At 34.1% G+C, this 24,199-nt stretch carries 23 protein-coding genes and 6 pseudogenes; 14 read left to right on the top strand and 15 right to left on the bottom strand.

All coding sequences use genetic code 11. The features are described 5' to 3' along the window. Positions 1-150 precede the first annotated feature (150 nt). Positions 151-1,044 carry an Rpn family recombination-promoting nuclease/putative transposase gene (locus tag ABWU32_RS03855; protein ID WP_264686103.1) on the bottom strand — a complete coding sequence of 298 codons (894 nt, stop codon included), beginning with the start codon at positions 1,042-1,044 and terminating at the stop codon, positions 151-153. Positions 1,045-1,164: 120 nt separating this feature from the next. Between ABWU32_RS03855 and ABWU32_RS03850 the strand changes: the two genes are divergently transcribed. The 5 genes from ABWU32_RS03850 to ABWU32_RS03830 all read left to right on the top strand — a co-directional run bounded on the left by ABWU32_RS03850 (position 1,165) and on the right by ABWU32_RS03830 (position 6,103). Continuing rightward, positions 1,165-2,076, top strand: coding sequence for a helix-turn-helix domain-containing protein (locus tag ABWU32_RS03850; protein ID WP_353278937.1), 912 nt, complete (start codon positions 1,165-1,167; stop codon positions 2,074-2,076). Positions 2,077-2,246: 170 nt separating this feature from the next. Further along, on the top strand, positions 2,247-2,903 hold the full coding sequence (locus tag ABWU32_RS03845; RefSeq protein ID WP_341812895.1) for a RadC family protein: 657 nt from the start codon (positions 2,247-2,249) through the stop codon (positions 2,901-2,903). 102 nt (positions 2,904-3,005) lie between these two features. Then, positions 3,006-4,142: a hypothetical protein gene (locus ABWU32_RS03840; RefSeq protein WP_353278935.1), complete on the top strand. Its 1,137-nt coding sequence runs from the start codon at positions 3,006-3,008 to the stop codon at positions 4,140-4,142. A gap of 96 nt (positions 4,143-4,238) precedes the next feature. Beyond that, a complete protein-coding gene (locus ABWU32_RS03835; RefSeq protein ID WP_341812893.1) occupies positions 4,239-5,159 on the top strand; it encodes a helix-turn-helix domain-containing protein in 921 nt (306 codons plus the stop codon). Between the two features lie 113 nt (positions 5,160-5,272). Further along, positions 5,273-6,103 (top strand): helix-turn-helix domain-containing protein, encoded by an 831-nt coding sequence (locus ABWU32_RS03830; RefSeq protein WP_410529961.1) that lies wholly within the window; start codon positions 5,273-5,275, stop codon positions 6,101-6,103. 96 nt (positions 6,104-6,199) lie between these two features. On the opposite strand, the gene ABWU32_RS03825 is transcribed toward ABWU32_RS03830, so the two are convergent. From ABWU32_RS03825 to ABWU32_RS03780, 10 genes and pseudogenes are all read right to left on the bottom strand, one after another. Continuing rightward, positions 6,200-7,129, bottom strand: coding sequence for a patatin-like phospholipase family protein (locus ABWU32_RS03825; RefSeq protein ID WP_353278932.1), 930 nt, complete (start codon positions 7,127-7,129; stop codon positions 6,200-6,202). A gap of 20 nt (positions 7,130-7,149) precedes the next feature. Next, on the bottom strand, positions 7,150-7,377 hold the full coding sequence (locus tag ABWU32_RS03820) for a hypothetical protein (RefSeq protein WP_353278930.1): 228 nt from the start codon (positions 7,375-7,377) through the stop codon (positions 7,150-7,152). Positions 7,378-7,430: 53 nt separating this feature from the next. Further along, positions 7,431-7,913 (bottom strand): ankyrin repeat domain-containing protein, encoded by a 483-nt coding sequence (locus ABWU32_RS03815; RefSeq protein ID WP_353278928.1) that lies wholly within the window; start codon positions 7,911-7,913, stop codon positions 7,431-7,433. Positions 7,914-7,959: 46 nt separating this feature from the next. Then, the gene (locus tag ABWU32_RS03810) at positions 7,960-8,910 is read right to left on the bottom strand and encodes a phage late control D family protein (protein ID WP_253303112.1); all 951 of its coding nucleotides are present in this window, start codon (positions 8,908-8,910) and stop codon (positions 7,960-7,962) included. A 1-nt stretch (position 8,911) separates the two neighbouring features. Continuing rightward, positions 8,912-9,119 (bottom strand): annotated as a pseudogene (locus ABWU32_RS03805) (tail protein X). After that, positions 9,116-9,454 (bottom strand): phage tail protein, encoded by a 339-nt coding sequence (locus ABWU32_RS03800; protein ID WP_114517600.1) that lies wholly within the window; start codon positions 9,452-9,454, stop codon positions 9,116-9,118. Before ABWU32_RS03800 ends, ABWU32_RS03805 begins: the two are co-directional and overlap by 4 nt. After that, positions 9,454-9,759 (bottom strand): hypothetical protein, encoded by a 306-nt coding sequence (locus tag ABWU32_RS03795; protein ID WP_353278926.1) that lies wholly within the window; start codon positions 9,757-9,759, stop codon positions 9,454-9,456. Before ABWU32_RS03795 ends, ABWU32_RS03800 begins: the two co-directional genes overlap by 1 nt. 89 nt (positions 9,760-9,848) lie before the next feature. Continuing rightward, complete coding sequence (locus ABWU32_RS03790) at positions 9,849-12,332, bottom strand: cytoplasmic incompatibility factor CifB (protein ID WP_353278924.1); 2,484 nt, start codon at positions 12,330-12,332, stop codon at positions 9,849-9,851. Between the two features lie 12 nt (positions 12,333-12,344). Next, positions 12,345-13,781, bottom strand: a complete 1,437-nt coding sequence (locus tag ABWU32_RS03785; protein WP_353278922.1) for a cytoplasmic incompatibility factor CifA — start codon at positions 13,779-13,781, stop codon at positions 12,345-12,347. 116 nt (positions 13,782-13,897) lie between these two features. Further along, positions 13,898-14,047, bottom strand: a pseudogene (locus ABWU32_RS03780) (transposase); the annotation flags it as partial. 189 nt (positions 14,048-14,236) lie between these two features. Here ABWU32_RS03780 and ABWU32_RS03775 point away from each other — a divergent pair. From ABWU32_RS03775 to ABWU32_RS03760, 4 genes are read left to right on the top strand one after another with little or no spacing between them, the layout of a single operon-like run. Next, positions 14,237-14,404 (top strand): hypothetical protein, encoded by a 168-nt coding sequence (locus ABWU32_RS03775; RefSeq protein WP_353278920.1) that lies wholly within the window; start codon positions 14,237-14,239, stop codon positions 14,402-14,404. Between the two features lie 16 nt (positions 14,405-14,420). After that, positions 14,421-14,738 (top strand): hypothetical protein, encoded by a 318-nt coding sequence (locus ABWU32_RS03770; protein WP_353278918.1) that lies wholly within the window; start codon positions 14,421-14,423, stop codon positions 14,736-14,738. A 47-nt stretch (positions 14,739-14,785) separates the two neighbouring features. Beyond that, positions 14,786-15,199: an IS110 family transposase gene (locus ABWU32_RS03765; RefSeq protein WP_353278916.1), complete on the top strand. Its 414-nt coding sequence runs from the start codon at positions 14,786-14,788 to the stop codon at positions 15,197-15,199. Between the two features lie 33 nt (positions 15,200-15,232). Further along, a complete protein-coding gene (locus ABWU32_RS03760) occupies positions 15,233-16,561 on the top strand; it encodes an IS4-like element ISWosp9 family transposase (protein WP_041573564.1) in 1,329 nt (442 codons plus the stop codon). A gap of 97 nt (positions 16,562-16,658) precedes the next feature. Here ABWU32_RS03760 and ABWU32_RS03755 read toward each other — a convergent pair. The 4 genes and pseudogenes from ABWU32_RS03755 to ABWU32_RS03740 all read right to left on the bottom strand — a co-directional run. Continuing rightward, positions 16,659-16,889, bottom strand: a pseudogene (locus ABWU32_RS03755) (transposase); the annotation flags it as partial. Between the two features lie 311 nt (positions 16,890-17,200). Further along, complete coding sequence (locus ABWU32_RS03750; protein ID WP_353278951.1) at positions 17,201-17,554, bottom strand: group II intron maturase-specific domain-containing protein; 354 nt, start codon at positions 17,552-17,554, stop codon at positions 17,201-17,203. Between the two features lie 37 nt (positions 17,555-17,591). Beyond that, positions 17,592-18,740, bottom strand: a complete 1,149-nt coding sequence (locus ABWU32_RS03745; protein ID WP_353278914.1) for a reverse transcriptase domain-containing protein — start codon at positions 18,738-18,740, stop codon at positions 17,592-17,594. 450 nt (positions 18,741-19,190) lie between these two features. Next, positions 19,191-19,739, bottom strand: a pseudogene (locus ABWU32_RS03740) (Rpn family recombination-promoting nuclease/putative transposase); the annotation flags it as partial. 113 nt (positions 19,740-19,852) lie between these two features. Here ABWU32_RS03740 and ABWU32_RS03735 point away from each other — a divergent pair. The 5 genes and pseudogenes from ABWU32_RS03735 to ABWU32_RS03715 all read left to right on the top strand — a co-directional run bounded on the left by ABWU32_RS03735 (position 19,853) and on the right by ABWU32_RS03715 (position 24,191). Beyond that, positions 19,853-20,748, top strand: a pseudogene (locus ABWU32_RS03735) (helix-turn-helix domain-containing protein). Between the two features lie 164 nt (positions 20,749-20,912). Then, positions 20,913-21,575, top strand: coding sequence for a RadC family protein (locus ABWU32_RS03730; RefSeq protein WP_353278912.1), 663 nt, complete (start codon positions 20,913-20,915; stop codon positions 21,573-21,575). 98 nt (positions 21,576-21,673) lie between these two features. Next, complete coding sequence (locus ABWU32_RS03725; protein ID WP_410542000.1) at positions 21,674-22,135, top strand: hypothetical protein; 462 nt, start codon at positions 21,674-21,676, stop codon at positions 22,133-22,135. Between the two features lie 318 nt (positions 22,136-22,453). Further along, positions 22,454-23,182 (top strand): annotated as a pseudogene (locus ABWU32_RS03720) (hypothetical protein); the annotation flags it as partial. Between the two features lie 88 nt (positions 23,183-23,270). Then, the gene (locus ABWU32_RS03715) at positions 23,271-24,191 is read left to right on the top strand and encodes a helix-turn-helix domain-containing protein (RefSeq protein ID WP_353278910.1); all 921 of its coding nucleotides are present in this window, start codon (positions 23,271-23,273) and stop codon (positions 24,189-24,191) included. The last annotated feature ends 8 nt before the right edge of the window (positions 24,192-24,199 follow it).

Genomic DNA, 24,199 nt, shown 5'->3' with positions numbered 1-24,199 from the left:
TAGAAGTTTGGGTAATGTTATGATAGTAATTTATATAATTCTATGTGCAATCTTTATAGCCATTTTAGACAGTTCACTAGATTCTTAATTAGGGGATATGTCTAACTTAGGAAAGATTTTCATCAATGTTGAAGTGAATAAGTAGGGATATTATGTTTTTTCTTTGAGTTGTGAAATTTCAGAATGAGAGAGACCAGTAATTTGAGCTATAACATCTATAGAAACACCGGCCTTGAGCGAGTTTTTTGCTACTTCAATTTTACCTTCAATTTTACCTTTTTGATGGCCGATTTGGATGCCTTCATGTTTAGCATCATCAAGTTTTTGTTCCAAGATAGCAGCTTCTTTCTGTAAATCCATTACCCTTTCTTCATAAGCTAATAGGTCCTTCTCATTCCAATGGAACTTATCTAATTCATCATATGCTAGCTTTATTATTGGTGATTTTTCTGCTATTTTTCTTAAATCTTCATCAGTTGTTTCTTCTGCATATTTAAAGAAAAATAGCCAACGATCTACTACATTTTCTAGCTGCTCTTCTCTACTTTTGGGAAACTTTGGTAACTCAATGAAGATAAATTGAAAATCTTTTAAGTCATGCTCATTAGTTTTTTCATCTCTTATGGTATGGCTAGATATATAATCAAGCTTATCAGGAAATAAATTACAATTAGAAATAGCAATAAAGAAAACCTTCTTTAAATCAATGTACTTACCACCTTTATCAGCCTGCCTTGAGTAAGCCTTAGCAGCATATAATTGAGCCCGTTTTTCGAAGCCTTTATCACGAGCGAGTTGCATCTCAATCACGTATCTGGCCCCAGTGGAATCTCTGCACAGAACATCAACAATACTCTGCTTATCAGAGGCAATTTCAGGGTCCATAATGGTGCTAAGGAATTCAACTTCTTGTATAGTATTTATTTCAGTAAACCCCAAAATATCATTCAAAAAGTGAATAAGGATATTCTTATTTTTTTCAGTACCGAATATTTTCTTAAATGTTAAATCAAGCTTAGGATCTAAAAATTTTGAAAGAGCCATAGGGAATCGACTTAAAAAGCATTAATAATTATACACAATTGTGAAGAAATATTCAACTAAAATGCAAACATAGAAGTTTTTGTATATCTTTGTTTGGTAGTATTAACATGTATAATATTTATGGCAAACATCTCAATAAGGTATCAGATAGCACAAAAAGTAAGGAACTGGAGGTTAAAGCGAGGATATACTCAAAAAGATTTAGCGAAGAAAGTCAGTGTAACGTATCAAGTAGTACTACAATATGAAAAAGGAACACGTAAAATTTCGATTGAAAAGTTGTATGCTATAGCAGAGATATTGTCGATTGGTATTGTAGACCTAATTCCTGTATCAAATGAAAAAATCTGTCTTGAAGATGAGGGAGAAGAAATACTAAATCTAGTAAGAGAATATAAAAAGATTAATGATCAGGAATTACGTAAGATGTTTTGTTTGCTAACCAAATTTGTCCAAGTCAGTGAAAGAAGTAGTAGGAAAGCAGAGAAAGTAAAAATTGCAAAGGGTCTGGTTAAAGCAGGAGTTTCTGTTGATACTGTTTCAAAAACAATTGGTCTATCTGCTGATGAATGTGTTGAAGAAAAAACGGGTTCTATCTACTACCAAATAGGAAAAAAGATAAAAGAATGGAGACTAGTGCGGGAATATACTCAGAAGGATTTAGCAGAAAAAATGAGTACAACACGTGATGAAATAAGCAACTATGAGCAAGGACGTGTGGCCATTCCACTGGAAAAATTATATGCAATAGCAGAAACATTATCAATTAGCATTACAGATCTGCTCATAGAAGAAGATGAGATAGTAGAAAATGAACTACCTGATTTAATAAAAGAATACAAAAAGATTGAAAGTCAAGAACTACGTAATGCATTAATAAGATCTCTATTTGAAGGCATACGGATTTGCGAAGAAAAAGTGAAAAGAGCAGAAAAGATCAAAATTGCAAAAGACTTAGTAAAAAAAGGAATTTCTATCAATATTATTTTAAAAACAATAGGCATCTCTTTAGACGAAATTCAACAAATTTAAGTAAAAAAATCAGTATCTATTAACATCTTTACTTTTTGATAAAAAAATAAGTAAAAAAGATTGAGAAATTGATTTGACTTCACTCGGAAGCTATGGCTCTATGCCAATGCTGATAAAAAAACAGCAGTAAATATTTAAAAAAAGTTTGTTGTTAGTGAAGGGTAAATTATATGAATAAAAGTAAAGAAGAAATCGAATTCAGAATATTAGAAAGCAAAGGCAAAGCACTACTTGATCGTGAAATAATGGAAACATTTCTAAGTGCAGTACATGAAAGGCCACAGGCTCAAGAAATTGCTAAAAATCTGGTGAATACTTATACGGGAGTAGGAAAGATTTTAGGTAGAGAAATGGATGACCTGAAAGTTATAGAAGGAGTAACTGATTCTGCAGTAGCAATGATTATGTGTGTTAAGGAAACACTAGAAAGAGTACTGAGAGAAAAGCTCAAGAGTGAGCCAATAATGGACTTACAAGGGCTAGTAGAGTATTTGAACGTAAGTATAGGACACTCAGAAAGGGAATGTGTAAAAATACTGTATTTGAATAAAAGGCGCCAACTAATCGGAGAAGAATCCTATATTGGTGAAATGGAAAAAGCACCGGTATACATAAAGGAGATTATAAAAAAAGCATTAATAAAAAATGCAACATTAATAATAATGTCACATAACCATCCTGGAGGAAGCTTAGAGCCGTCAGAAGAAGATCAAGCAGTAACGAAGAGCTTAGCAGCAGCATGTAGTACTGCAAGCGTAAAATTGTTTGACCATATTATCATCACAAGTGGAGGCTATTTCAGCTTTCGAGAGAACGGATTGTTATAGTAGAAAGTATTTGCAAATCTACTCATTATAATTTATACTGAGTAATAGAATGTATAAACTAAGATTTATATACTTAAAAAGTATTTTTAATATGGGGGTTATATGACTAGTAAAGACAAGTTATTGAAGAAAATATTTGGTGCTCTTGAAGGCGTTGATATAAAGCAGTCTAAGTTTGTGAGCAAAATTAATAATCAGAAGGAGATAAAACCGGAAGATACAATGCCTTTCCCTAGCAGAAACATTCACGAAAACAAAATCAACTATGGAAAAGGACTTGACTACATATATGGCACAAAACCTTTGAGTAATCAAGCAGATTATCCAGAAGGGTTGAATCCATTTGCTTCAGCTTTGCAAAAAATAAAGCCAAGTGCAGAAAAGTTGAGCTGGCTTCAAAGTGCTGTGGTAAGAGCAAAAAGTCTAAATGAACTGCACAAGGCTGTAGACGAAGCGCTAGCTGCTGGAGCAAGGCTAAATGCATGTAATGATGGGGAATGGAGCATTGCAGAGTATGTAGTATTGGGTACACATTTTCATAAATTTGATAAGACTGATCGAAAAAAGATAATGCGTAAATTAATGCTAAACGGTGCAGAGTTTCATGATACTTTATTGGAGAATAAATTGATAGGTGAAATCTATAATGAGCTACAGCCAGAAGTTCAGCCACAGATAGATAAGAGACTAGAAGAACTAGAGAAGGCTAGCGAAAGTGCTGTGCAAGAAGGAGAATTAATAGATGTTGAGATAGATAATACAACATCGTATATAGAATTTTCTGGGAATAGTAAGATAGAAGTAGCCAAAATACTGAGAGAATTAGGAAGTAGTATTTTAAAAATTGGTAATGATGCAGTTGAGGTTAAAAGTGAGAAAGGAGGTGTAAGAAACTATACCGATATGTCAGATGGAAGTTCTGTTGTATTAGAATTTCCTACGAGCATTGGTAAGCTAAATGTTATATTGTACCACGATGTAAAAAAATATGATCAAGTACAAGTCAGAGTAGAAAACAAGGAAATGTGGGCTGAGTTACAAAAAAGAGGCGAAGAAATAGGAAAAAATTGCCTCTTTGGGGGAGTGAAGCTTAAGGAAGTGGTAGAAAGAGGTAATTTCACTAGATGTGGCATATGGAATGAAAAGTATGCTATAAAAGAGATTAGTAATGATGAAGTATTGTCTCCGTGGGTAAATAGGATACGTGAAGGTAGTAAAGAAACTTTTAGAAAACTTTAATGTGTCTACAGTCAACTTTAAGGTTCCAGAGGTTTTTTCTTACCATTATATCTGGAGCCTTAACAAAATTGAGCCATAGTAGAAAATATTATACGCATGGTTGTTTTCGTGGAAAAAAGTCTAGACTGTGAAGTAGGGGAAAAAGTGAAAAATTGGAGGTTAGAGAGAGGTTATACTCAGAAGGATTTAGCTGAGAAAATTGGTGTAAAGTACTGGGTAATACTGCAATATGAGAAAGGGAACCGTAGAATTTCAATCGAAAGGTTGTACGCTATAGCAGAAGCATTGTCAGTAAGTATCACTGATCTCATTCCTGCATCAAAGGAGAAAATCGGCTTTAAGAATGAGGAAGGAGAAATATTAAATCTAGTAAGAGAATATAAAAAGATTAACGATCAGGAGTTACGTAGAATGTTTTGTTTGCTAACCAAATTTGTCCAAGTCAGTGAAAAAAGTAGTAGAAAATCGGAAAAAATAAAAATTGCAAAGGATCTGGTTAAAGCAGGAATTTCTGTTGATGTTGTTGCAAAAACAATCGGTCTCTCTGCTGATGAATGTGTTGAAGAAAAAGTTGGTTCTATCTACTGCCAAATAGGAAAAAAGATAAAAGAATGGAGGCTAGTGAGAGAGTATACTCAAAAGGACTTAGCAGAGAGAATGAGCACAACACGTGACGAAATAAGTAACTATGAACAAGGAAGGACTGCTGTTCCACTTGATAAATTATATGAAATGGCAGAAGCATTATCGATTAATATTACGGATCTACTAATAGAGGAAGGGAGTAAAGTGAAAAATGAGCTACCTGATTTGATTAAAGAATACAAAGAAATTGAGAGCCAAGAACTACGTAATGCATTAAGAGAGTCTCTGTTTGAAGGTATAAGGATTTGTGAAGAAAAAGTGAGAAAAGCGGAAAGGATCAAAGCTGCAAAGGATCTAGTAAAAGGTGGAATTTCTATTGATATTATTTTGCAAGCGGTAGGTTTATCTATTGATATGGTTTTAGATGGATAGCTCGTAAAAAAATTATAGTAATAAAGTTTTTTTCTTAAAAGGAGGTATATGTGTTTGTTTCTGCAAGCAATGTTAGCTATGGAATAGGGCAAAAAATAGAAAATTGTAGGTTAATGCGAGGTCATACTCAAATAGGATTAGCAGGTCAAATAGGTTTAACATACCAAGAAGTGAACAGCTATGAGAATGGCTATAGCGCTATTCCAATTGAAGTACTATATGTAATAGCAAGAGTGTTGTCAGTTAATGTTGTAGATCTATTACCTAAATCAATAACAGTAAGAGAGTATGAAGATGAAGACGAGGAAATACTTTATCTAACAAAAATATACGAGAATCAAAAGTTAGGCAAAATAGTACCTTCATTAGTCAGGTTTGTTCATATTAGCGAAAAAATTAATCAAGAAGAGGCAAGGTTGGAAATAGCAAAAAATCTAGTGAAAGAAGAAGTTTCTACTGATGTTATTTCCCAGGCAACGGGTTTATCTATTTACGAGTATGATAGTACAGAGAGAGAAATCTGCACTGATTCTATATATTACAGAATAGGACAAAGAATAAGAGAATGGAGATTGATAAGGAGATACACTCAAAAAGATTTGGCTGATAAAGTTGGTTTAACACTCAAGGAAATACACGAATATGAAAGAGGGTATACTGCTATAACATTTGATAAATTATATAAAATATCAGATGCATTATCAGTGAATATTAAAGTTCTGCTACCTAAAACAAGAGAAAGCAAAAAGCTATTGAGTTTAATGGATGAGTACGGAGAACAAGAATCATTAGTCAAATCTCTATCTGAAGATATGAAAAGTGGCAAGGAAAAAGTTAAAAAAACAGAAAGGATCAAAGTTGCAAAAAATCTAGCAAAGGCAGGTGTTGCTATTGATATTATTGTGCGAGCAAGTGGCTTAACTACTGATGAGTTTGAAAATTGAATTGTGTTAAATAATATATTAAGATATAAGTAAAAATAGTTATGTATTTAATATATCTATTCTAAAAACTTGTTTAGCTCTGCAGAATTTGACGTATCAAGATAAAACATCACAGAATTTCTCTATCACTTTTTGATTATCCTCTATCATTGCCTTTGCCTCTTGCTGAAGAGATTTGATATTTTTTGATGTAATATTATCCATGTCAGCCGACGCTAGCTTCAATTGCGATTGTATTCTTACGTATCTATTGCCTATTACTTGATTCATCTGATAATTTACGCAGTCCAATCCAGAGGCAAACATCACATTTAACAAAGGTTTTATCCAGCCTATTTTTCCAAATCTCTTTGAATTGGCATACTCTATGCTTCTATCTGTTCTGCCAGTACCTATTGATAACAGTATAATCTCATCATTTGGAAATAACCTCTTACCACTTGCATATGCGCAAGCCGCAGGATTATTGGCAAATACCCCACCATCTACTAATACTCTGTCTATCTGATCAATTTTTAGATGTTTTGGTATGAAATAAGTGGGCGCTGCAGTTGTAGCTCTGAGTGCATCTTTTAGCCTGATAAAATTTCTGTCTTCTCTCCAGCTCTTAAAAAAGAAAGGATAGTTGTTGTTAATATCATAACTTGTTATCAGTACCTTACTTAATGTGTTTTTTAGAATATCCTCTCCAAAATATTTATCCAGTACAAATTCAATATTTTTATGTGGGTATTGTGTACAGTTAAACCAAGATAATATTGATCGCCTGAAGAATGAAGATTTAAAAATATATGACCCGTATTCTTGGTAAAATTCAACTAAATCATTGGCTGAGTATTGGGGATTTCCTTGTTCATCTTTCCTGCATAACCCTGCTACAACAATCCCACCAGTTGAAGTACCAGCCATTAGATCAAAGATTTCAGCTATCGGTTTCCTTGTCCTTTGCTCTATTTCTGCTAGAATAATGGCTGGTATTATTCCTCTAATACCACCTCCATCAACGGACAAAATGTATTTAATCATTGTAAGTTTAGGTAAAGGTATTAAGATTTAATTTTTCCGCTTAAAACCTGCAATTTAAACTCATCTAATTCTTCAGAAAGATTTTTTACCCTCTCCTCAAGTACTAACACTTTTTCCATTAAACCATATTCAATAAGTTTATCGTGAAGCTGTACCCTTGAGTCTAGCTTGGATAACCACCATATGAATGCTACTGTTTGTATTAATAACGTGATAATTACTGTAATTGGGATTTTTTGATTTTTCATAATTTGTGTTATTGAAAATTTGTACTGCGTGTTGTGAGAAAATAACTATAATTTTATTGCTCTGACTTATATTGCTTTTCCGCCTGATCAAGCAGGTCTATAATTTCTCTGTAAGGTTTATCTCTATAATAAAATGATCTTTTAAATGCTCTAGCTCTTGGAGTTTGTTCTTTCCAACCTCTAATATAAGGGTTGGCTCCTCTCTTCAACAAAAGTTTTACAACTTCTAATTGACCACCGTCAGCAGCACCAAGTAGTGCTAAGCTAATATTTATATCTACTCCTTCATCTAATAGAAATGTAACAATTTCTAAGCATCCTTTCTCTGAAACATAATATAATGCCTTTTCACTAATACTTGAATCACTTCTACTTTTTTTTACTAATGATTTCACAGTTTCTAAGTCACAGTTCTTAGCTGCTACTTCTAACATTTTCTGATACTCCTCAGCAGCCTTGGGTTTTTGATAGTAATACGTAATAACAACACATACTATGACCACTATAAACCACAATGTAGCTTGTTTCTTGCTCATGTTCGGCATTTTTTTTGCATTAAATCAACAATGTACTTATTTTCTCTTAAACATAATTACTCAAAGAAGCTGATAATGTAGTACGATATCCTGAGCTATTTAAAATATGTTCTGCTCTATCAATTACCCATTCACCATCTATATCCTGATTGAACCCTACAAGATTAAGTTTTGCCTCTGCACATAACTCTGGATTACCTGGTATTGTCATCTCTAGATTCTCATTGTTACGCTGTAGTTGTTTAAATCTGGCATTTGCAGAGCTTAAAGCTGATTCTGCATTTGAGTAAACTGTTTGTATAGCGTAACTTGGTTCACCGCTACCTACTCTTTCCGATATAGTCTCTCCCTTTTCATAGTTATGCCATTTCGCTACTACTGAATTGTATTTATCACGTACAGTAAAATGCACTTTCCAATTAATTGTATCTTGAGGTCTAATAGTTGTCGTTCCTAAAGCTTTTCCCGTTGCTGACTTTGCTGCACCTTTTGGAATAAACAATATATACCCTCCTGCCAGTTTTGCCATGGCTTCGCGCTCTATAGCTATTCTAGTCAACAAACTTATATCGCTCTCTTCAGTTTGGTCAATATGTAGTATTAATATGTCTTTAAATTCCTCAGCAACTTTGTATCCATATCCATGTTTATTTGCTATTTCCTTGACTAAATTACCTAACGTAATCTGGTGCCATTCTCTGGATACTTTTTCCTTTAGCGATATCATCAAATTTGTTGCATGAGCTTTGATTATTAAGGTTTTTGGTGGACTTTGTACTGTAATTTCATTGACTCTATATATACCTATGGGTAGTACCTCTGTTTCTCTATATCCCAAAGCAATCTTTAGCTCTTTTGGAACTTTTATGTTATCATCCCTGTAATCGACACATATTTCAGCTATATCTTCTATAGTCCCTGATTCATCAGTAACATGCATTGACACCAAGCGGTCTTTTGCTAATTCATACCCTTCAATGATAAACTCTGGTTGCATCTTACCCCCAAATCTTCAAGGTTGATTTCTGTAGAGGTTTCTCAATTATAGGCAGCTTAATTTTCAGTCCTGCCGGTAAAAATTCCATATTCCGCAAGTCCAGGGTTTTCTTCTAATACTATTTCTACTGCTCCTGAAGTAAATCCATAGTGCTTCCAGCAAATATAGTCTAACATATCATTTTCTTTTGCTAAGTAATATATAGTCATGAATAACGCTTCAAACTTAAACTGAATTCAACTTTTTTTGGCAATCCACAAGAGAAAAATGATGTTTGCTTTTCTTCAAAGCGAGTAATTACAAATTGCCCCAAAACATTTCCCATGCTATCAACTAAAGTGTGAGGTTCTTCTGCCTCTTTTATATTCTTTAACTGATCTAATCCATTATGAAGATAAATTACTCCTTCTAAATCTATATTTTCTGCTCCCTGGCCAATATTCTGTAGTAATTGCTTACCAATACACTCAACCACACTCCAACGCTTCTCTTTGCTATATTTCAAACTTATCGGAGTAAATTTATATGGACCAAGGGATAGCATCAGTAAATGGGATCTACCGTATCGAACATAACATCACGTGATTTTTCTCTTATTCTTTTTATTACTTCATCTGCAAGATTACGAATATCTTGATTTGGCTCTGCTTTAATGCTGATAGTGTAATTATTAGTGATGTTCTGAGTTTGATTCATAGTTTTCTGTTCTTTGTTTTCAAATTTACTCGTTGCAAAATCTGCAAATATCCTATCATTTTCTGTGGATTTTTTTTCCTCAATAAGGCTTTTGATTCTGAAGCTATTCTGATTTCTATTGGAAAATTTTTTAATTATACTGTTATCTAGCAAAGGATTTCCACTGTTGAGAATATTACTCTTTAAGGGAGTATGGACTGCTTTTACTTCAGTAACAATACTTTTCCTTTTTTCAAACTCTTTCAGTGGACTATTCTCAGAGATTTTTCCAAATACACTGCTTGTAGATTGTCGCCTATATCAAGCAAAAAAATCGAATTTTGTCCTGGTGCTTTTTCTTCGTAAAAACGCCTAAAGTTTTCACGAGTCTGATCTGATAATAGACCTTCTGGTGGATTCTCATCAATAACACTTTCAGGTCCCACTAATCCTCCTGGTCTTGAGCCGCGAACATGACGATCAAGCCTGTGTACATACTCTTCTCTTCCTATCCCTTCTGGGAAAAGTATAAGATTACCTGCTTCGCGTGCATCTCTATTAAACACAATAGGAAACAAAACCACCTCATTTCCAGAAGTAATAGGTATAAATCCTCTGTGTTGTTTCTTAAGTCTTCCGATTTCTTGTCTCGCATCATTTTGCTGTTGTCCTACTTCTTCTGCATTATTAGCAAGCCTTAACACATATCCAATTGGGTGAGTATCTAGGTCATTCTCTCTAGGTTGTCTTAATAATAAAAGATCTAATCTCTGTTCTGTAATTCTTGTGAGTATTACCCTTTCTCCTTCTTCTTCCTGCCCCCTTTTTAAACTATATGTTTGACCAACTTTATACATAGCAAGCACTTTATAAGGATTATCACTAGCATAAAATGTACCATGTAGTATAGAACGGAACTTATCCTCACTATTAACATTTATTGTATCCACAAGCGGCATCAATGCTCCAGAGATCTCTTGAAATAATCCTCTATGCTGAGCTATATTTTTCCAGCCATCATTCACAACTTGATTTAAAGTATTATGTACATTTTCAGTATTGGGCCCTTGTACAAGATCACCAGCAAGAAAATTATTTGCATTATTATTTTGGTAATCGTGATATAAACCAAAGTCATTTGGTAGATCAATATCTAGTTCAAGTTGATTATTAAGTGTGCATGAAACTTCCCACACATGAACATCATTTCCATTAACATTAAGAGTCTGTAAATTGATGGCTCCTTGTTGTTGCGCATCGTGAGCTCTAATATGAAGTATAACTATATCAGAACCTTCAGCATGAAAGACCATAGTTAAACATCTTAAACCCTCATCACCATGTCTAAATATGTACTTTGTTATAGGTGCTTCGTCTTCCTCTTCTAGTTCTAAAGGGTGCCTATCAAAAGCACTACTTCCAAAAGCAAAGCCAGTTATGCAATCAAATATTCTATCATGATTCTCTGCATTTCTTGGTATTTCACCAGGAAGATGTTGAAGCAAGAAATCTCTAATATTCTCTCCAACCTCTTCATCTTCTATATACTCAAACAATCTTTGTACTAAAGGAAACCTACCCTGTTGAAGCCCTACTGTATCAACCCTAAAAGGAATTCGATTTAAATTAAAATTTAATCCAATACAGACAGTATTTCTTGATTCAGTATGGATAGGTATAAATGAAAAAACATGCAATCTTTCAGCGTGACTTCTGGCGCGGTTTAATGCGATATTGGACGGTGCCCTTGTAGCAAGATTGACAACAATAGGAATATTTTCTCTTTCTGCTTGATGACGTACAAGAAATGCAACATGTGAGTTTCTAGGAGATAAGTCAAGGTCAATATCTATTGTGCAAAGATGACTAAAATTCGCTAAAAAACCTAATAAAAACCCATGACTCTCAAACTTTTGATTGCGATCTTGAATATCATTTTCTAATGTGCCTGCGTAATGACGATAGATTCGAGTTATATATCTAAAAATTACTGTGCTATTGTCTCGTAAAGTTCGTACAACTCCACTTCTTAACATTTCCGCAAAGTTATCAATTCTTTGTTGACCTGGTGAAATTTGCACAAAATTGACCAACCTACCAAGTTGTCTACGCTGATTTTGATTGAGTTGTCTTCCTTCTATTTCCTTAATTGTTAGTCTGTGATCTCCTAAGAGCCGTCTAATAAGATTGATTTCAGATGCTGAATATTTGGCAAATTTATCCCTACCTTGACGATCTTTTTCACGAATTACCTCGAATACTGTTGCAATTGCCTCTCCCTGACTCTTGCCCTTTCCATGCATGCATATTTTGTATTGCTCAAAATTTAGGTCTTCTTCCCTTAAATTTGGATTTTGCCGTCTAATCTCTTGTACTAGAGCATTTCTCTCCCTTGTACTGAACCTTAACCCATCACTATTAGGACGATCAGAAATACTATAACATCTGACAACTTGCTGTCCGTCACGATAAACAGCGACTTTTAGGTTTCCTGTATTTCGATTTTCACCATTACGTGGATTAACACCATGGTTATCAAAACGAAAATAGACTCTCTCATTTGCATTTAAGATATTAGCATCATGTGCAGTAGCAAACATACTAAAAAAGCATATAGGAAGAAAACGACCTGCATTCACATAATGCAAGAAAGATGGACATTGATCTAAAAAAGATTCAAATCTTTGTCTGAACCCTTCAAGATCTCCATCCACTAAACTTCTGACAAACCCATCACCATTACTCATACAAAATACTCCTTATTTACTACGACCAGAAACACCACTCACACTAGGAGCTTCAAACTTGGACTGTGGACCATCACCAGAACCATCAAGTGGCAAAGATGTTTTCTTACTATCATGAGCTTGAGATCGTGTCCGTAAATTATACCTAGGACCATCACCTCCAGGAGGTAAAGTTGTTTTTTCTAACTCAGAAAACAATTCTTTCGCCAAATCATCGTAGTTTATACTTTCTTCCATTCCTTCCCTACCACATAATCTAAGGTCTTCTATCATAACTTCTTTGAAGGACTCAAACTTTTCAGGAAAGCGATCCTTGGCAAATAATATTATCTCTAATATTTCTTTTTTTTCATCAGACTTACGACCAGATCGTTCCCAATTAACCACTAACCCTGCAAGTGCATTTTCTATAGGAACTTGGAAGTTAGAAGTATCGACAGCAGCCTCCTTGTGTTTATAAAAGCGACCACATCTCCACATTTCCATAATAAGAGATCTAGCTTGAGCATTAAACTCAGGATTTTCCAACATAACATTTGAAAGTGAGGAAAGAAGAAGTTTATATTCTTCATATGAGAATATTTTCTCTGAATGATCTCCGCCTCGACGTTCTGAAACTCCTTTATAACACCAGCACTGTACTAAATCATGCACTGTATCAAAAAAATACGAATCTACTAATTCAGCAAAAAGGGAATATACTCCTTTATCTTTCTGCGATAATTTCTGCAAAAGAGTATCTTTGTCAGCTACCTTATTTACACAAAAATCTAAAATAGGAGCATCTTTCTCAACAGATTGAACGCGAGATAGAGCAATAATGGCTTCTGTAAGCTTCTTTTCTTTATCTTCTTCTTTTAGATGATTATAAAAATACTCTACTCCTTCACTCCACTTAAGTTTTACAGCACTGTCAAAACCTTCTACTGCATCATACTTCTTTAATTCCCCAGATTCTCTATCGATCCAGAAATCAAATACAGGACCTTTCCTCTTTATGCTATCTAGTAACGAGTTTCGTACGTATTTGCCAAATTCAGTTTCAGTTTTACCATCAAATGCACCAGGAGGAAACTTGTTCCTATAAGATTCAAATCTTTTTTGAAAGAGAGGATGAATTTTATCCACTACACAGTAACTACAAGCCATCTCATATTTGCGAAGTGGATTATCTATTCCACCTATTTTTTCTTCAGTAAACCTTTGACCTAAAGCAGCATTATCCAACCTTACACCTGACCAGCAACCTTCATCTTGAAATACATTGTGCAAAAACTTCAACTTATCACCCTTAAAGTATTTTATGTGCTCCATAAAGTTGTCATGAAGGACCCCCACCCATCTCTTGATAGCTGACTTCCTCCCGGCAGCAACTGTTGGATCTGGATGTTTAATAGCTTCCTGTAATTTTTTGGACATCGTAGCCCGAAGCTCTTTCTGTGTTGGCATTATCCCCCCCTATTAAGTATTAACAGTGTCATGTAAAAAAGGCATTGTACAGACATTAGAATGGATTGCAATATTAAAATTACCAGAATAGAGGGTTTAATAAAAAAACGTTATGGCTAAAACTTCTTTTCTTGAATTGTCTTAATATAATCGACAGAAAGGCCTGTTATTTCAGCAATAACATCTATAGAAACGCCGGCCTTAAGTGAGTTTTTAGCCACTTCAATTTTTTCTGCTTCTCTGCCTTTTTCATGACCGATTTGGATTGTATATTAAATCAAAGCCGCAAGGCTATAATGAGAAGGAGTGATACTGTCAATTGGATTGATTGATAGAAATAGTAGGCATCTCAGTACACTCCTTGCTTTAAAAAATGGAGTACGAACGGTAGGGGGATCAAAAAGATCGCTGTACAACATTTACATTATTATTTGATTATATTTATAGGTACAAAAATGGCTAGAACAGTTTTCATTGGTATTGATATTTCAAAAGAAACACTTGATATCTCAATTAATAATAAACATCAGCGTATAGAAAATGTAGAAAGAGCTATATCTGAGTTTATAAAGTCAAAAATAGTTAACGTATTTGTTAGGTTATGTGTAAACAGGTGGTTATGAAAAACTTGTCATAAAGTTGTTACGGGAATATAACATAGCTGTTCACAGAGCTCACCCAAATCGGGTATATGCATTTGCAAAAGCCTGCAACCACTTTGCAAAAACAGATAAATTAGATGCAAAATTACTAGAAAAATATGCTGAATTTATCACAAAAAATGACGAAGTAATAGAATACATAGTTTCACAAAAGCAAGAAGAACTAAAAGAGCTAAGAGCAATTGAGCGCAATCTAAACGATGAAGTTCACGCAAATAAGTGTCGTTTGCATAAGGTTACAGGAAAAGCCAGGGAATATATAGAAAAACAGATAGAATTTGCAAAAAACAATTAGAGCAAGTTAGGCAAGACATAGAAGATATAATAAACTCTGATCCTGATTTGAAGGAAAAAAGCAAACTGCTAACTAGCTATAAAGGTGTTGGACGGAAAACCGCAAGTATCCTACTCATAGAGGTACCTGAACTTGGCAGGTTAGATAATAAGGAAATAGCTTGTCTAGTTGGAGTTGCACCAAAAACTAGTGAAAGCGGAAGGAAAGTGAGCAAGGCCCAAGTCATAGGTGGCAGATTTTATGCTCGAAAAGCATTATACATGTCTGCTGTGGTTGCAATGCGTCATAATAAAAAAATGAAAGTATTTTACCAGCGTTTAGTTGACTCCGGCAAAGCCGCTAAAGTTGCTTTAGTTGCTGTAATGAGAAAAATCATCGGGAACGTTCAAAGAAGCATACGCGTCAAGTTAAGGAAAAGTGTAAGTAAAGTTGATAGAGTGAAGGAAAATAATAAGGTATAAATTCTCTTGGATATATGAATGAGAGAACTTACAATGGACAGAATAGCTTGCTTATCAAAAGACCTCAATGAATTCTTTAATGAAAAAGCAGACGAAATATCAATTGCAGTAGGTTTTATAAAAAGAAAGAGAAAACTTAATGGCTCATCATTCATAAAAGCTATGGTTTTTGGTAACATAGGAGTTGATGATTGCAGCATAGAAACAATGTGCCAATTGCTAAATGAAGACTCGATAGAAATTACAAAACAGGGTTTAGATTTTAGGTTTAGTGAAGAAGCAGTTGAGTTCATGAAAAAAATGTATAACGAAGCTTTGTGTTTATTTAAAAAAAGTCTACAGATTGATTGCAAAATTTTACAGCAATTTGGAAGCGTTAAATTATTGGATAGCAGCTACATTAGCCTGCCCAGTAGCATGGAAGATATGTACAAAGGATATGGCAGTAGCTATAGAGATTGTGAGAATAATACCAAATCAGGAATAAAGCTACAGTTAGTCTTTGATTACCTGAATCAAGCGCTAGATAAGTTAAATTTTATGGAAGGAATAAGGTCGGATCAAGGTTATAGGGATTATCTGAACGGTTTATCAGCCAATGATTTGCTAATATTTGACTTGGGCTACTTTGTGCCTAGTTCTTTTAAACAGATTGATGAAGCAGGTGCATATTTTGTTAGTCGTTATAAGTCTGATACCAATATATATGATATAGAAACAAATCAAAAAATAGAGCTATTGGAGTATTTGGAAGGTCAATTATCTTCAGAAAAAGAAGTATTATTAGGAAAGGAAGTAAAAATTAAGGTAAGAATTATATGTCAAAAGCTAACTGAAGAACAGTCTATGGCTAGAAGAAGAAAGGCTAATAAATTAGCAAAGTCACATGGATATACATCTTCTCAAAAGAATCAAAAGTTATTAGATTGGTCAATATTTATAACTAATGTTCCAGAGAGTAAAATTAATGCTGAACAAATATTGACGGTTTATAGAGTAAGATGGCAAATCGAATTACTATTTAAACTATATAAAAGTCATATCAATCTTGATAAACTAAAAGGAAAGACAAATCCATTTAGAGTATTGTGCGAGCTATACGCAAAATTATGTGCTATTCTCGTATTTCACGGAATGATTGGCTGTGTAAAACTAAAAAAGAACACGGAGCTCAGTTTAACAAAGGCATTTATTGAATTGAAAAGGCGGGTTAGAGAGCTCTTTTTGATATTAAACAATATTGTCAATAATTTAAAAATTTTTCTAAAAAAGCTTACTATAATCTGGTCAAAGTTTTCTTTGAAAGACAGATATAGGAAGACCAGGGTATCTACTTTAAGCTCTCTACATTCCTTAACTTGACGCGTATGCTTCTTTGAACGTTCCCAAATCATCATTTGTTTAAATGCTATGATAAAAAACAATAATTTTTATCTTGATGTTTAAGACGGTAGATGCCTTCTTTCCTGCCCTTCTCTTCTCCAATTTGGATTCCTTCATGTTTAGCATCATCGAGTTTTTGAGCGAGGACAGCCTGTTCATCACGAATACGTTTTATTTCCTGTTCATAAGCAATAAATTCTTTTTCAGACCAGTTGAACCTATTTAGCTCTTCATATGCTCTTTTAATTATTAGATCACTTCCTATTATTCTCTCTAGCTCTTCCTCACTAGTTTCGTCTGCATATCGTTGTCTAAGTGAAGAAGGTCGCCCTTCCTCACTCGACTGCAAAACCGTACGTGAGACTTTGCGCCTCATACGGCTTCTCTCTAATTTGGTGCTTTTCATGCACACCTCCTGTGTAATTCATCGTGACAATGTCCATGTAACAAAGATAAGTTTGTGATCATATTGTTTCGTCTATTCCGGTCTTTGTGATGTATTTCTATTGTATCATCACTTTTAAACCATAGTCTACAATTATCGCATTTACTTTGTTGCAACCTCAATAATTTTATTACTCCTAGTGGCTTATCTGGTATTTTTCTCAGACGTTTACCCTAATATACCCAATCACCATCATATGGGGATCTGGTTTTTTGCACTTTGATATGTCGTTTAATAACATGATCGCTGTGTATAGTAAGACGTACCTTGTTACTTGTCATAAAGCGCCAGTTTTCGTTATTATACTTCTTAAAGTACTTTCTTTTTATCCAGCATCTTCCTTTGTTTGGGTGCCTAAAAACTGCCCACTTCCAGAGTTTTCTATGCATAATATTATCCAATGAGCTAAAGATTTTACATGAAACTACCGAGGAGTAATATTGACTCCATCCTCTGTTTATTGGATTGAGATCCTTTATCACCCGTTCTTGTGGTGCTCCACGCATTTCTCTGAGTTTATGTTTAATAGCTAGTGTATGCTGTTTTATAGAATTACGACTTGGTTTACTTGTAACCTTTCTTACTTTCTTTTATTGGATATTGTCTTATTGAAAATCCAAGAAAATCAAATCCTGGTTTTGTTTCGTCAATGGTTCTTAATGTATGAGAAACTCTTGTTTTAGAGGGCTTTAATTTTAGTCCAATGGTTTCTAACCATTCTTCAACTAAAATTTTTGCTTTAAGAATAATCTCTTCGTTTTCATGTATGATGACAAAATCATCACAGTAGAAAATTACACTAATAGACTTTTGCGCGTTTCTATGCGATATCCTACCATATTTTCTTTTCATGCATTGAAAGAGTTCGTTTGTTAATGCTTTTTTGACATGTTGCTCTAATCCGTGTAATGCAACACAAGCTAGCAACGGTGAGATCGTCCCTCCTTGAATTGTACCACGTTTTGTGGATTGAAGCTTTCCATCTTCCATAACACCAGCTCCTAACCATCCTTTTATGATTTTCTTTAATGTTGGTGTGGTATTGAGCTTTTCAAGCAATTTATTATGGTTAATATTGCCAAAGCATCCAGAAATATCAGCATCTAATACATATGCTGTTTTCTGTTTTAGCACATCAAATATGGCTTCAATTGCATCATGACATGATCTACCAGGTCTAAAACCATAAGTGTTTGGCTCAAGTTTTGCCTCCCATTCTGGTTCTAAAGCCATTTTTACAAGTGTTTGTTTTGCTCGACACGATATAGTGGGTATACCAAGTGGGCGATGCTCCGATGGCTTACCAGATTTTGGAATCCAGACACGTCTTGATGGCTTTGCTTTTTCTTTTATATCTAAAGAATATGATAGTTGTAATCTTTCTTTTTGATTAAGGTTAGCTTTTCCATCAATACCTGCAGTCTTCTTCCCCCTATTGTCCTGTGTTACTTTCTTAACAGCGAGTGTTTTTGCACTTGTTGATTTGAGTAATAATCTCTGAAGATTATGCATCTTTTTGATATCATCACATTTAGAAGCTTGGTAAATTCGTTTTTGTAGCTTAAATGAAGATTTCTTTAGCTTGCGCCAAGGAATTCCATTCCATTCATACCTAACTTTTTGCTGGTCCATAACATATTCACTACTATTCACCACTTTACCTTCCAAATTAAAGTGTTTACGTCTGCATATCCCAGATATTACTTTGGGCATTAGCTTCTTAAACAATCCTTCCACATAGTAGCTTGTGGCTGGCTACTTACTTATATTTTAATGAATATAAGAGCTTCTATGTGGTTACTCTGTTCCATGGCTTCGTTTCACGTTAAACTTAGATTCCTACTATTTGCCGGAAGCTTGGAACATCAATAACTAAAGTCTTCAATCTTTAGTTCCCTTTTTGCTTCGTACCATTTTGGTCTATGCGTAGTTCAATCTCTTTTCGCATATTATGCTTTGACGACAATTCAAACATAGGTTTCTCTCGTAATCATATCTAACTCTGTTTGCAGGGATTCACCACGAGATTTAGTGTTACCTGCTTTTATCTCATGCTTGCATCCCAGAGGTTGCCACTCTTTGAAATGTGAGATATACATTATCCCTGATGTCTGGGAAGATGGAATTTAACCACCACAAAACCATGACCTTCCAGGTCGCACTAAAGAAGTAGACCCATTTTTCAACTATACTTGAAAGCTGATCTTCTTTGGTTTTTGGAAATTTAGGTAACTCAATAAATATAAAGTAAAAATCTTTTAGATCATGCTCATTAGTATCTTCATCGCGAATAGTATGCTTTGATTTGTACTCAGACTTATCAGGAAATAAAATACAGTCTGCTATAGCAATAAAGATAATTTCCTTAAGGTCATGATATTGATCGCCTTTGTCAGCCTGTCTTGAATAGGCTTTAGCAGCATAGTATTGAGCACGTTTTTCAAAGCCCTTAGTTTTAGCGACCTGCATTTCGACTATGACTTGCAGCCCATTTTCATCTCTACAAAGAACATCAACAATGCTTTGTTTTTTAGAAGCAATATCAGGGTCTTGAATAGTACTTAAGAACTCTATATCCTGTATTGTGCTTTTGCCAGTGAAGCCAAGGATATCATTAAGGAAGTGAATAAGAATATCTTTATTTTTTTCAGTACTAAAGATGCGCTTGAACGATATATCCTTCTTAGGATCGAGAAACTTCGAAAGAGCCATAAGAAAATAATGAGAAAAACATTAATAATTATACACAATTCTGAAGAAATATTCAACTAAAATGCAAACATTTTGTATATCTTTACTTGGTAGTATTAACCTGCATAATATTTATGGCAAACATCCTAATAAGGTACCAAATAGCACAAAAAGTAAGGAGCTGGAGGTTAAAGCGAGGCTATACTCAAAAAGATTTAGCGGGAAAAATCGGCGTAACATATCAAGTAGTACTACAATATGAAAAAGGAACACGTAAAATTTCGATTGAAAAGTTGTATGCTATAGCAGAGATATTGTCGATTGGTATTGTAGACCTAATTCCTGTATCAAATGAGAAAATTTGCCTTAAAACTGAAGAAGAAGAGATATTAAATCTAATAAGAAAGTATAGGAAGATTAACGATCAGGAGTTACGTAAGATATTTTGTTTACTAACCAAATTTGTCCAAGTCAGTGAAAGAAGTAGTAGGAAAGCAGAGAAAGTAAAAATTGCAAAGGGTCTGGTTAAAGCAGGAGTTTCTGTTGATACTGTTTCAAAAACAATTGGTCTATCTGCTGATGAATGTGTTGAAGAAAAAGGAGGTTCTATTTACTGCCAAATAGGAAAAAAGATAAAAGAATGGAAGAGAGTATACTCAAAAGGATTTAGCAGAGAAAATGAATACAACACGTGATGAACTATGAACAAGGACGTGTGGCTATTCCACTGGAAAAATTGTATGCAATAGCAGAAACATTATCGATTAATATTACAGATCTACTAATAGAAGAAGATGAGATAGTAGAAAATGAACTACCTGATTTAATAAAAGAATACAAAAAGATTGAAAGTCAAGAACTACGTAATGCATTAATCAGATCTCTATTTGAAGGCATACGGATTTGCGAAGAAAAAGTGAAAAGAGCAGAAAAGATCAAAATTGCAAAAGACTTAGTAAAAAAAGGAATTTCTATCAATATTATTTTAAAAACAATAGGCATCTCTTTAGACGAAATTCAACAAATTTAAGTAAAAAAATCAGTATCTATTAATATCTTTACTTTTTGATGAAAAAATAAGTAAAGAAGATTGAAAAATTGATTTGACTTCACTCAAAAGTTATGGCTCTATGCCAATGCTGATAAAGCAGTAAATATTAAAAAAAAGTTTGTTGTTAGTGAAGGGTAAATTATATGAATAATAATAAGAATAAAGAAGAAATAGAATTCAGAATATTAGAAAGCAAAGGCAAAGCACTACTTGATCGTGAAATAATGGAAACGTTTCTAAGTGCAGTACATGAAAGGCCACAAGCTCAAGAAATTGCTAAAAATCTGGTGAATACTTATACAGGAGTAGGAAGGATTTTAGGACGAGAAATGGATGACCTGAAAGTTATAGAAGGAGTAACTGATTCTGCAGTAGCAATGATTATGTGTGTTAAGGAAACACTAGAAAGGGTACTGAGAGAAAAGCTCAAAAGTGAGCCAATAATGGACTTACAAGGGCTAGTAGAGTATTTGAACGTAAGTATAGGACACTCAGAAAGGGAATGTGTAAAAATACTGTATTTGAATAAGAGGCGCCAATTAATCGGAGAAGAATCCTATATTGGTGAAATGGAAAAAGCACCGGTGTACATAAAGGAAATTATAAGAAAAGCATTAATAAAGAATGCAACATTAGTAATAATGTCACACAACCATCCTGGGGGACGCTTAGAACCATCAGAAGAAGATCAAGAAGTAACGAAGAGCTTAGCAGCAGCATGTAGTACTGTAAGCGTAAAATTGTTTGACCATATTATCATCACAAGTGGAGGCTATTTCAGCTTTCGAGAAAATGGATTGTTATAGTAGAAAGTATTTGCAAATCTACTCACTATAATTTATAATGAGTAATAGAATGTATAATAACAAAGTTTTTGAAAAGTATTTTTAATAGTGAGGATAATATGGGTAATAAAACAATTGTACCTTTTAATGATAAAAAGGGAGGTACTTACGAATTAAACATTGATCTTGATAGATTATCGAAGGGTGAAATATCAAATGCTATTGTAGGAATTGGTCGTACTAAAGAGCAGTCCACTTTTGTAAGCAAAATTAATAAGGCTAAAAAGTCTCAAGAAATAGCACCTTTCCCTGGTAGAGAAGTTCGCGAAAACAAAATCAACTATGGGAAAGGATTTGACTATGTTTATGGCACAAAACCTGTAAGTGATCAAGAAGATAAAAATCCATTTGCTTCAGCTTTGAAAAAAATAAAGCCGAGTGCAGAAACTTTGAGCTGGTTAAAAAGTGAAGTGGTAGAGGCAAAGAATGTAAATGAATTGCACAAAGTTATAGACAAAGTACTAGCCTCAGGAGCAAGAATAAATTCATGTGATGACGGGGAATGGAGTTTTGCAGCTTGAACGTTATTTTCAAATACTTTATGATGTCCAAGTGGATGAATATGGATATCTAGTTTATTTTTGCTAATATCAATGCCAGTAATAATATTTGATAAATTCATAATCCCTCCATAAATAATGTGTATACTGCATTTTCCACCCTTATATACGAGCCTAAAAGCTCAACCAGTTGTTCGGAACTTTCAGTATAATAAACCAGAGAGGAGAACCTTGCTGCAAAACGGTCCTTATGACCAAGAGTATGTACGGTTCCTCCTCTCTGCGTGTCTTTATACCGCCATTTCGTGACATTTATAAAGACTTGTTTTTAACATATAAGAGTATGTAGTATTAGGTACACATTTTCATAAATTTGATAAGGTTGATCGTAAAAAGCTAATACGTAAATTAATGCTAAGCGGTGCAGAGTTTCATGATACTTTATTGGAGAATAAATTGATAGGTGAAATCTATAATGAGCTACAGCCAGAAGTTCAGCCACAGATAGATGAGAGACTAGAAGAACTAGAGAAAGCTGGCGAAAGTGCTCTTCAAGAAGGAGAATTAATAGATATTGAGATAGACAATACAACATCGTATATAGAGTTCTCTGAAAATAGTAAGATAGAAGTAGCCAAAATACTGAGAGAGTTAGGAAGTAATATTTTAAAAATTGGTAATGATGCAGTTGAGGTTAAAAGTGAGAAAGGAGGTGTAAGAAACTATATCGATATGTCAGATGAAAGCTCTATTATATTAGAATTTCCTACAAGCATTGGTCAGCTAAATATTATATTGTACCACGATGTAAAAAAATATGATCAAGTACAAGTGAGAGTAGAAAACAAAGAAATGTGGGCTGAGTTACAAAAAAGAGGCGAAGAAATAGGAAAAAACTGCCTTTTTGGAGGAGTGAAACTTCAAGAAGCAGTAGAGAAAGGTAATTTCACTAGATGTGGCATATGGAGTGAAAAGTATGCTATAAAAGAGGTTAGCAATAATGAAGTATTGTCTCCGTGGGTAAATAGAATACGTGAAGGTAGTAAAGAAACCTTTAGAGAACTTTAATGCGTCTACAGGCAACTTTAAGGTTCCAGAGGTTTTTTCTTGCCGTTATATCTGGAGCCTTTGAGCTATAGTAGAAGATATTATATGTATGGTTCTTTGTATGGAAAAAAATCTAGACTGTGAAGTAGGGCAAAAAGTGAAAAGTTGGAGGTTAGAGAGAGGGTATACTCAAAAGGATTTAGCGGAGAAGGTTGGTGTAAAGTACTGGGCAATACTGCAATATGAAAAAGGGAATCGTAGAATTTCAATTGAAAGGTTATATGCTATAGCTGAGGCACTATCAATCAGTATTACGGATCTTATTCCTGTATCAAATGAAAAAATCTGTCTTGAAGATGAGGAAGAAGAAATATTAAATCTAGTAAGAGAATATAAAAAGATTAATGATCAGGAGTTACGTAAGATGTTTTGTTTATTAACCCAATTTGTCCAAGTTAGTGAAAAAAGTAGTAGGAAAGCAGAGAAAGTAAAAATTGCAAAGGGTTTGGTTGAAGCAGGAGTTTCTGTTGATGTTATTGCAAAAACAATCAGTCTCTCTGCTGATGAATGTGTTGAAGAAAAAGTTGGTTCTATTTACTGCCAAATAGGAAAGAAGATAAAAGAATGGAGGCTAGTAAAAGAGTATACTCAAAAAGATTTAGGAAAGAAAATGAATACAACCCGTCACGAAATAAGCAACTATGAACAAGGACGTGTAGCTACTCCACTGGGGAAATTATATGAGATAGCAGAGGTATTATCGATTAATATTACGGATCTACTAATAGATGAAGGTAGTAGAGTAGAAAATGAGCTACCTGATTTGATTAAAGAATACAAAGAAATTGAGAGCCAAGAACTACGTAATGCATTAATAAAATCTTTGTTTGAAGGCATACGTATTTGTGAGGAGAAAGTGAGAGAGGTAGAAAGGATTAAAGTTGGAAGGGATTTAGTAAAAGGGGGAATTTCTATTGATATTATTTTGCAAGCGGTAGGTTTACCTGTTGATGTAGTTTTAGATGGATAGCTCGTAAA

Origin of the sequence: Wolbachia endosymbiont (group A) of Udea olivalis (assembly GCF_964028365.1) — a bacterium.
GTDB lineage: Bacteria > Pseudomonadota > Alphaproteobacteria > Rickettsiales > Anaplasmataceae > Wolbachia > Wolbachia pipientis.
This window is presented reverse-complemented; position numbering and strand designations above follow the sequence as displayed.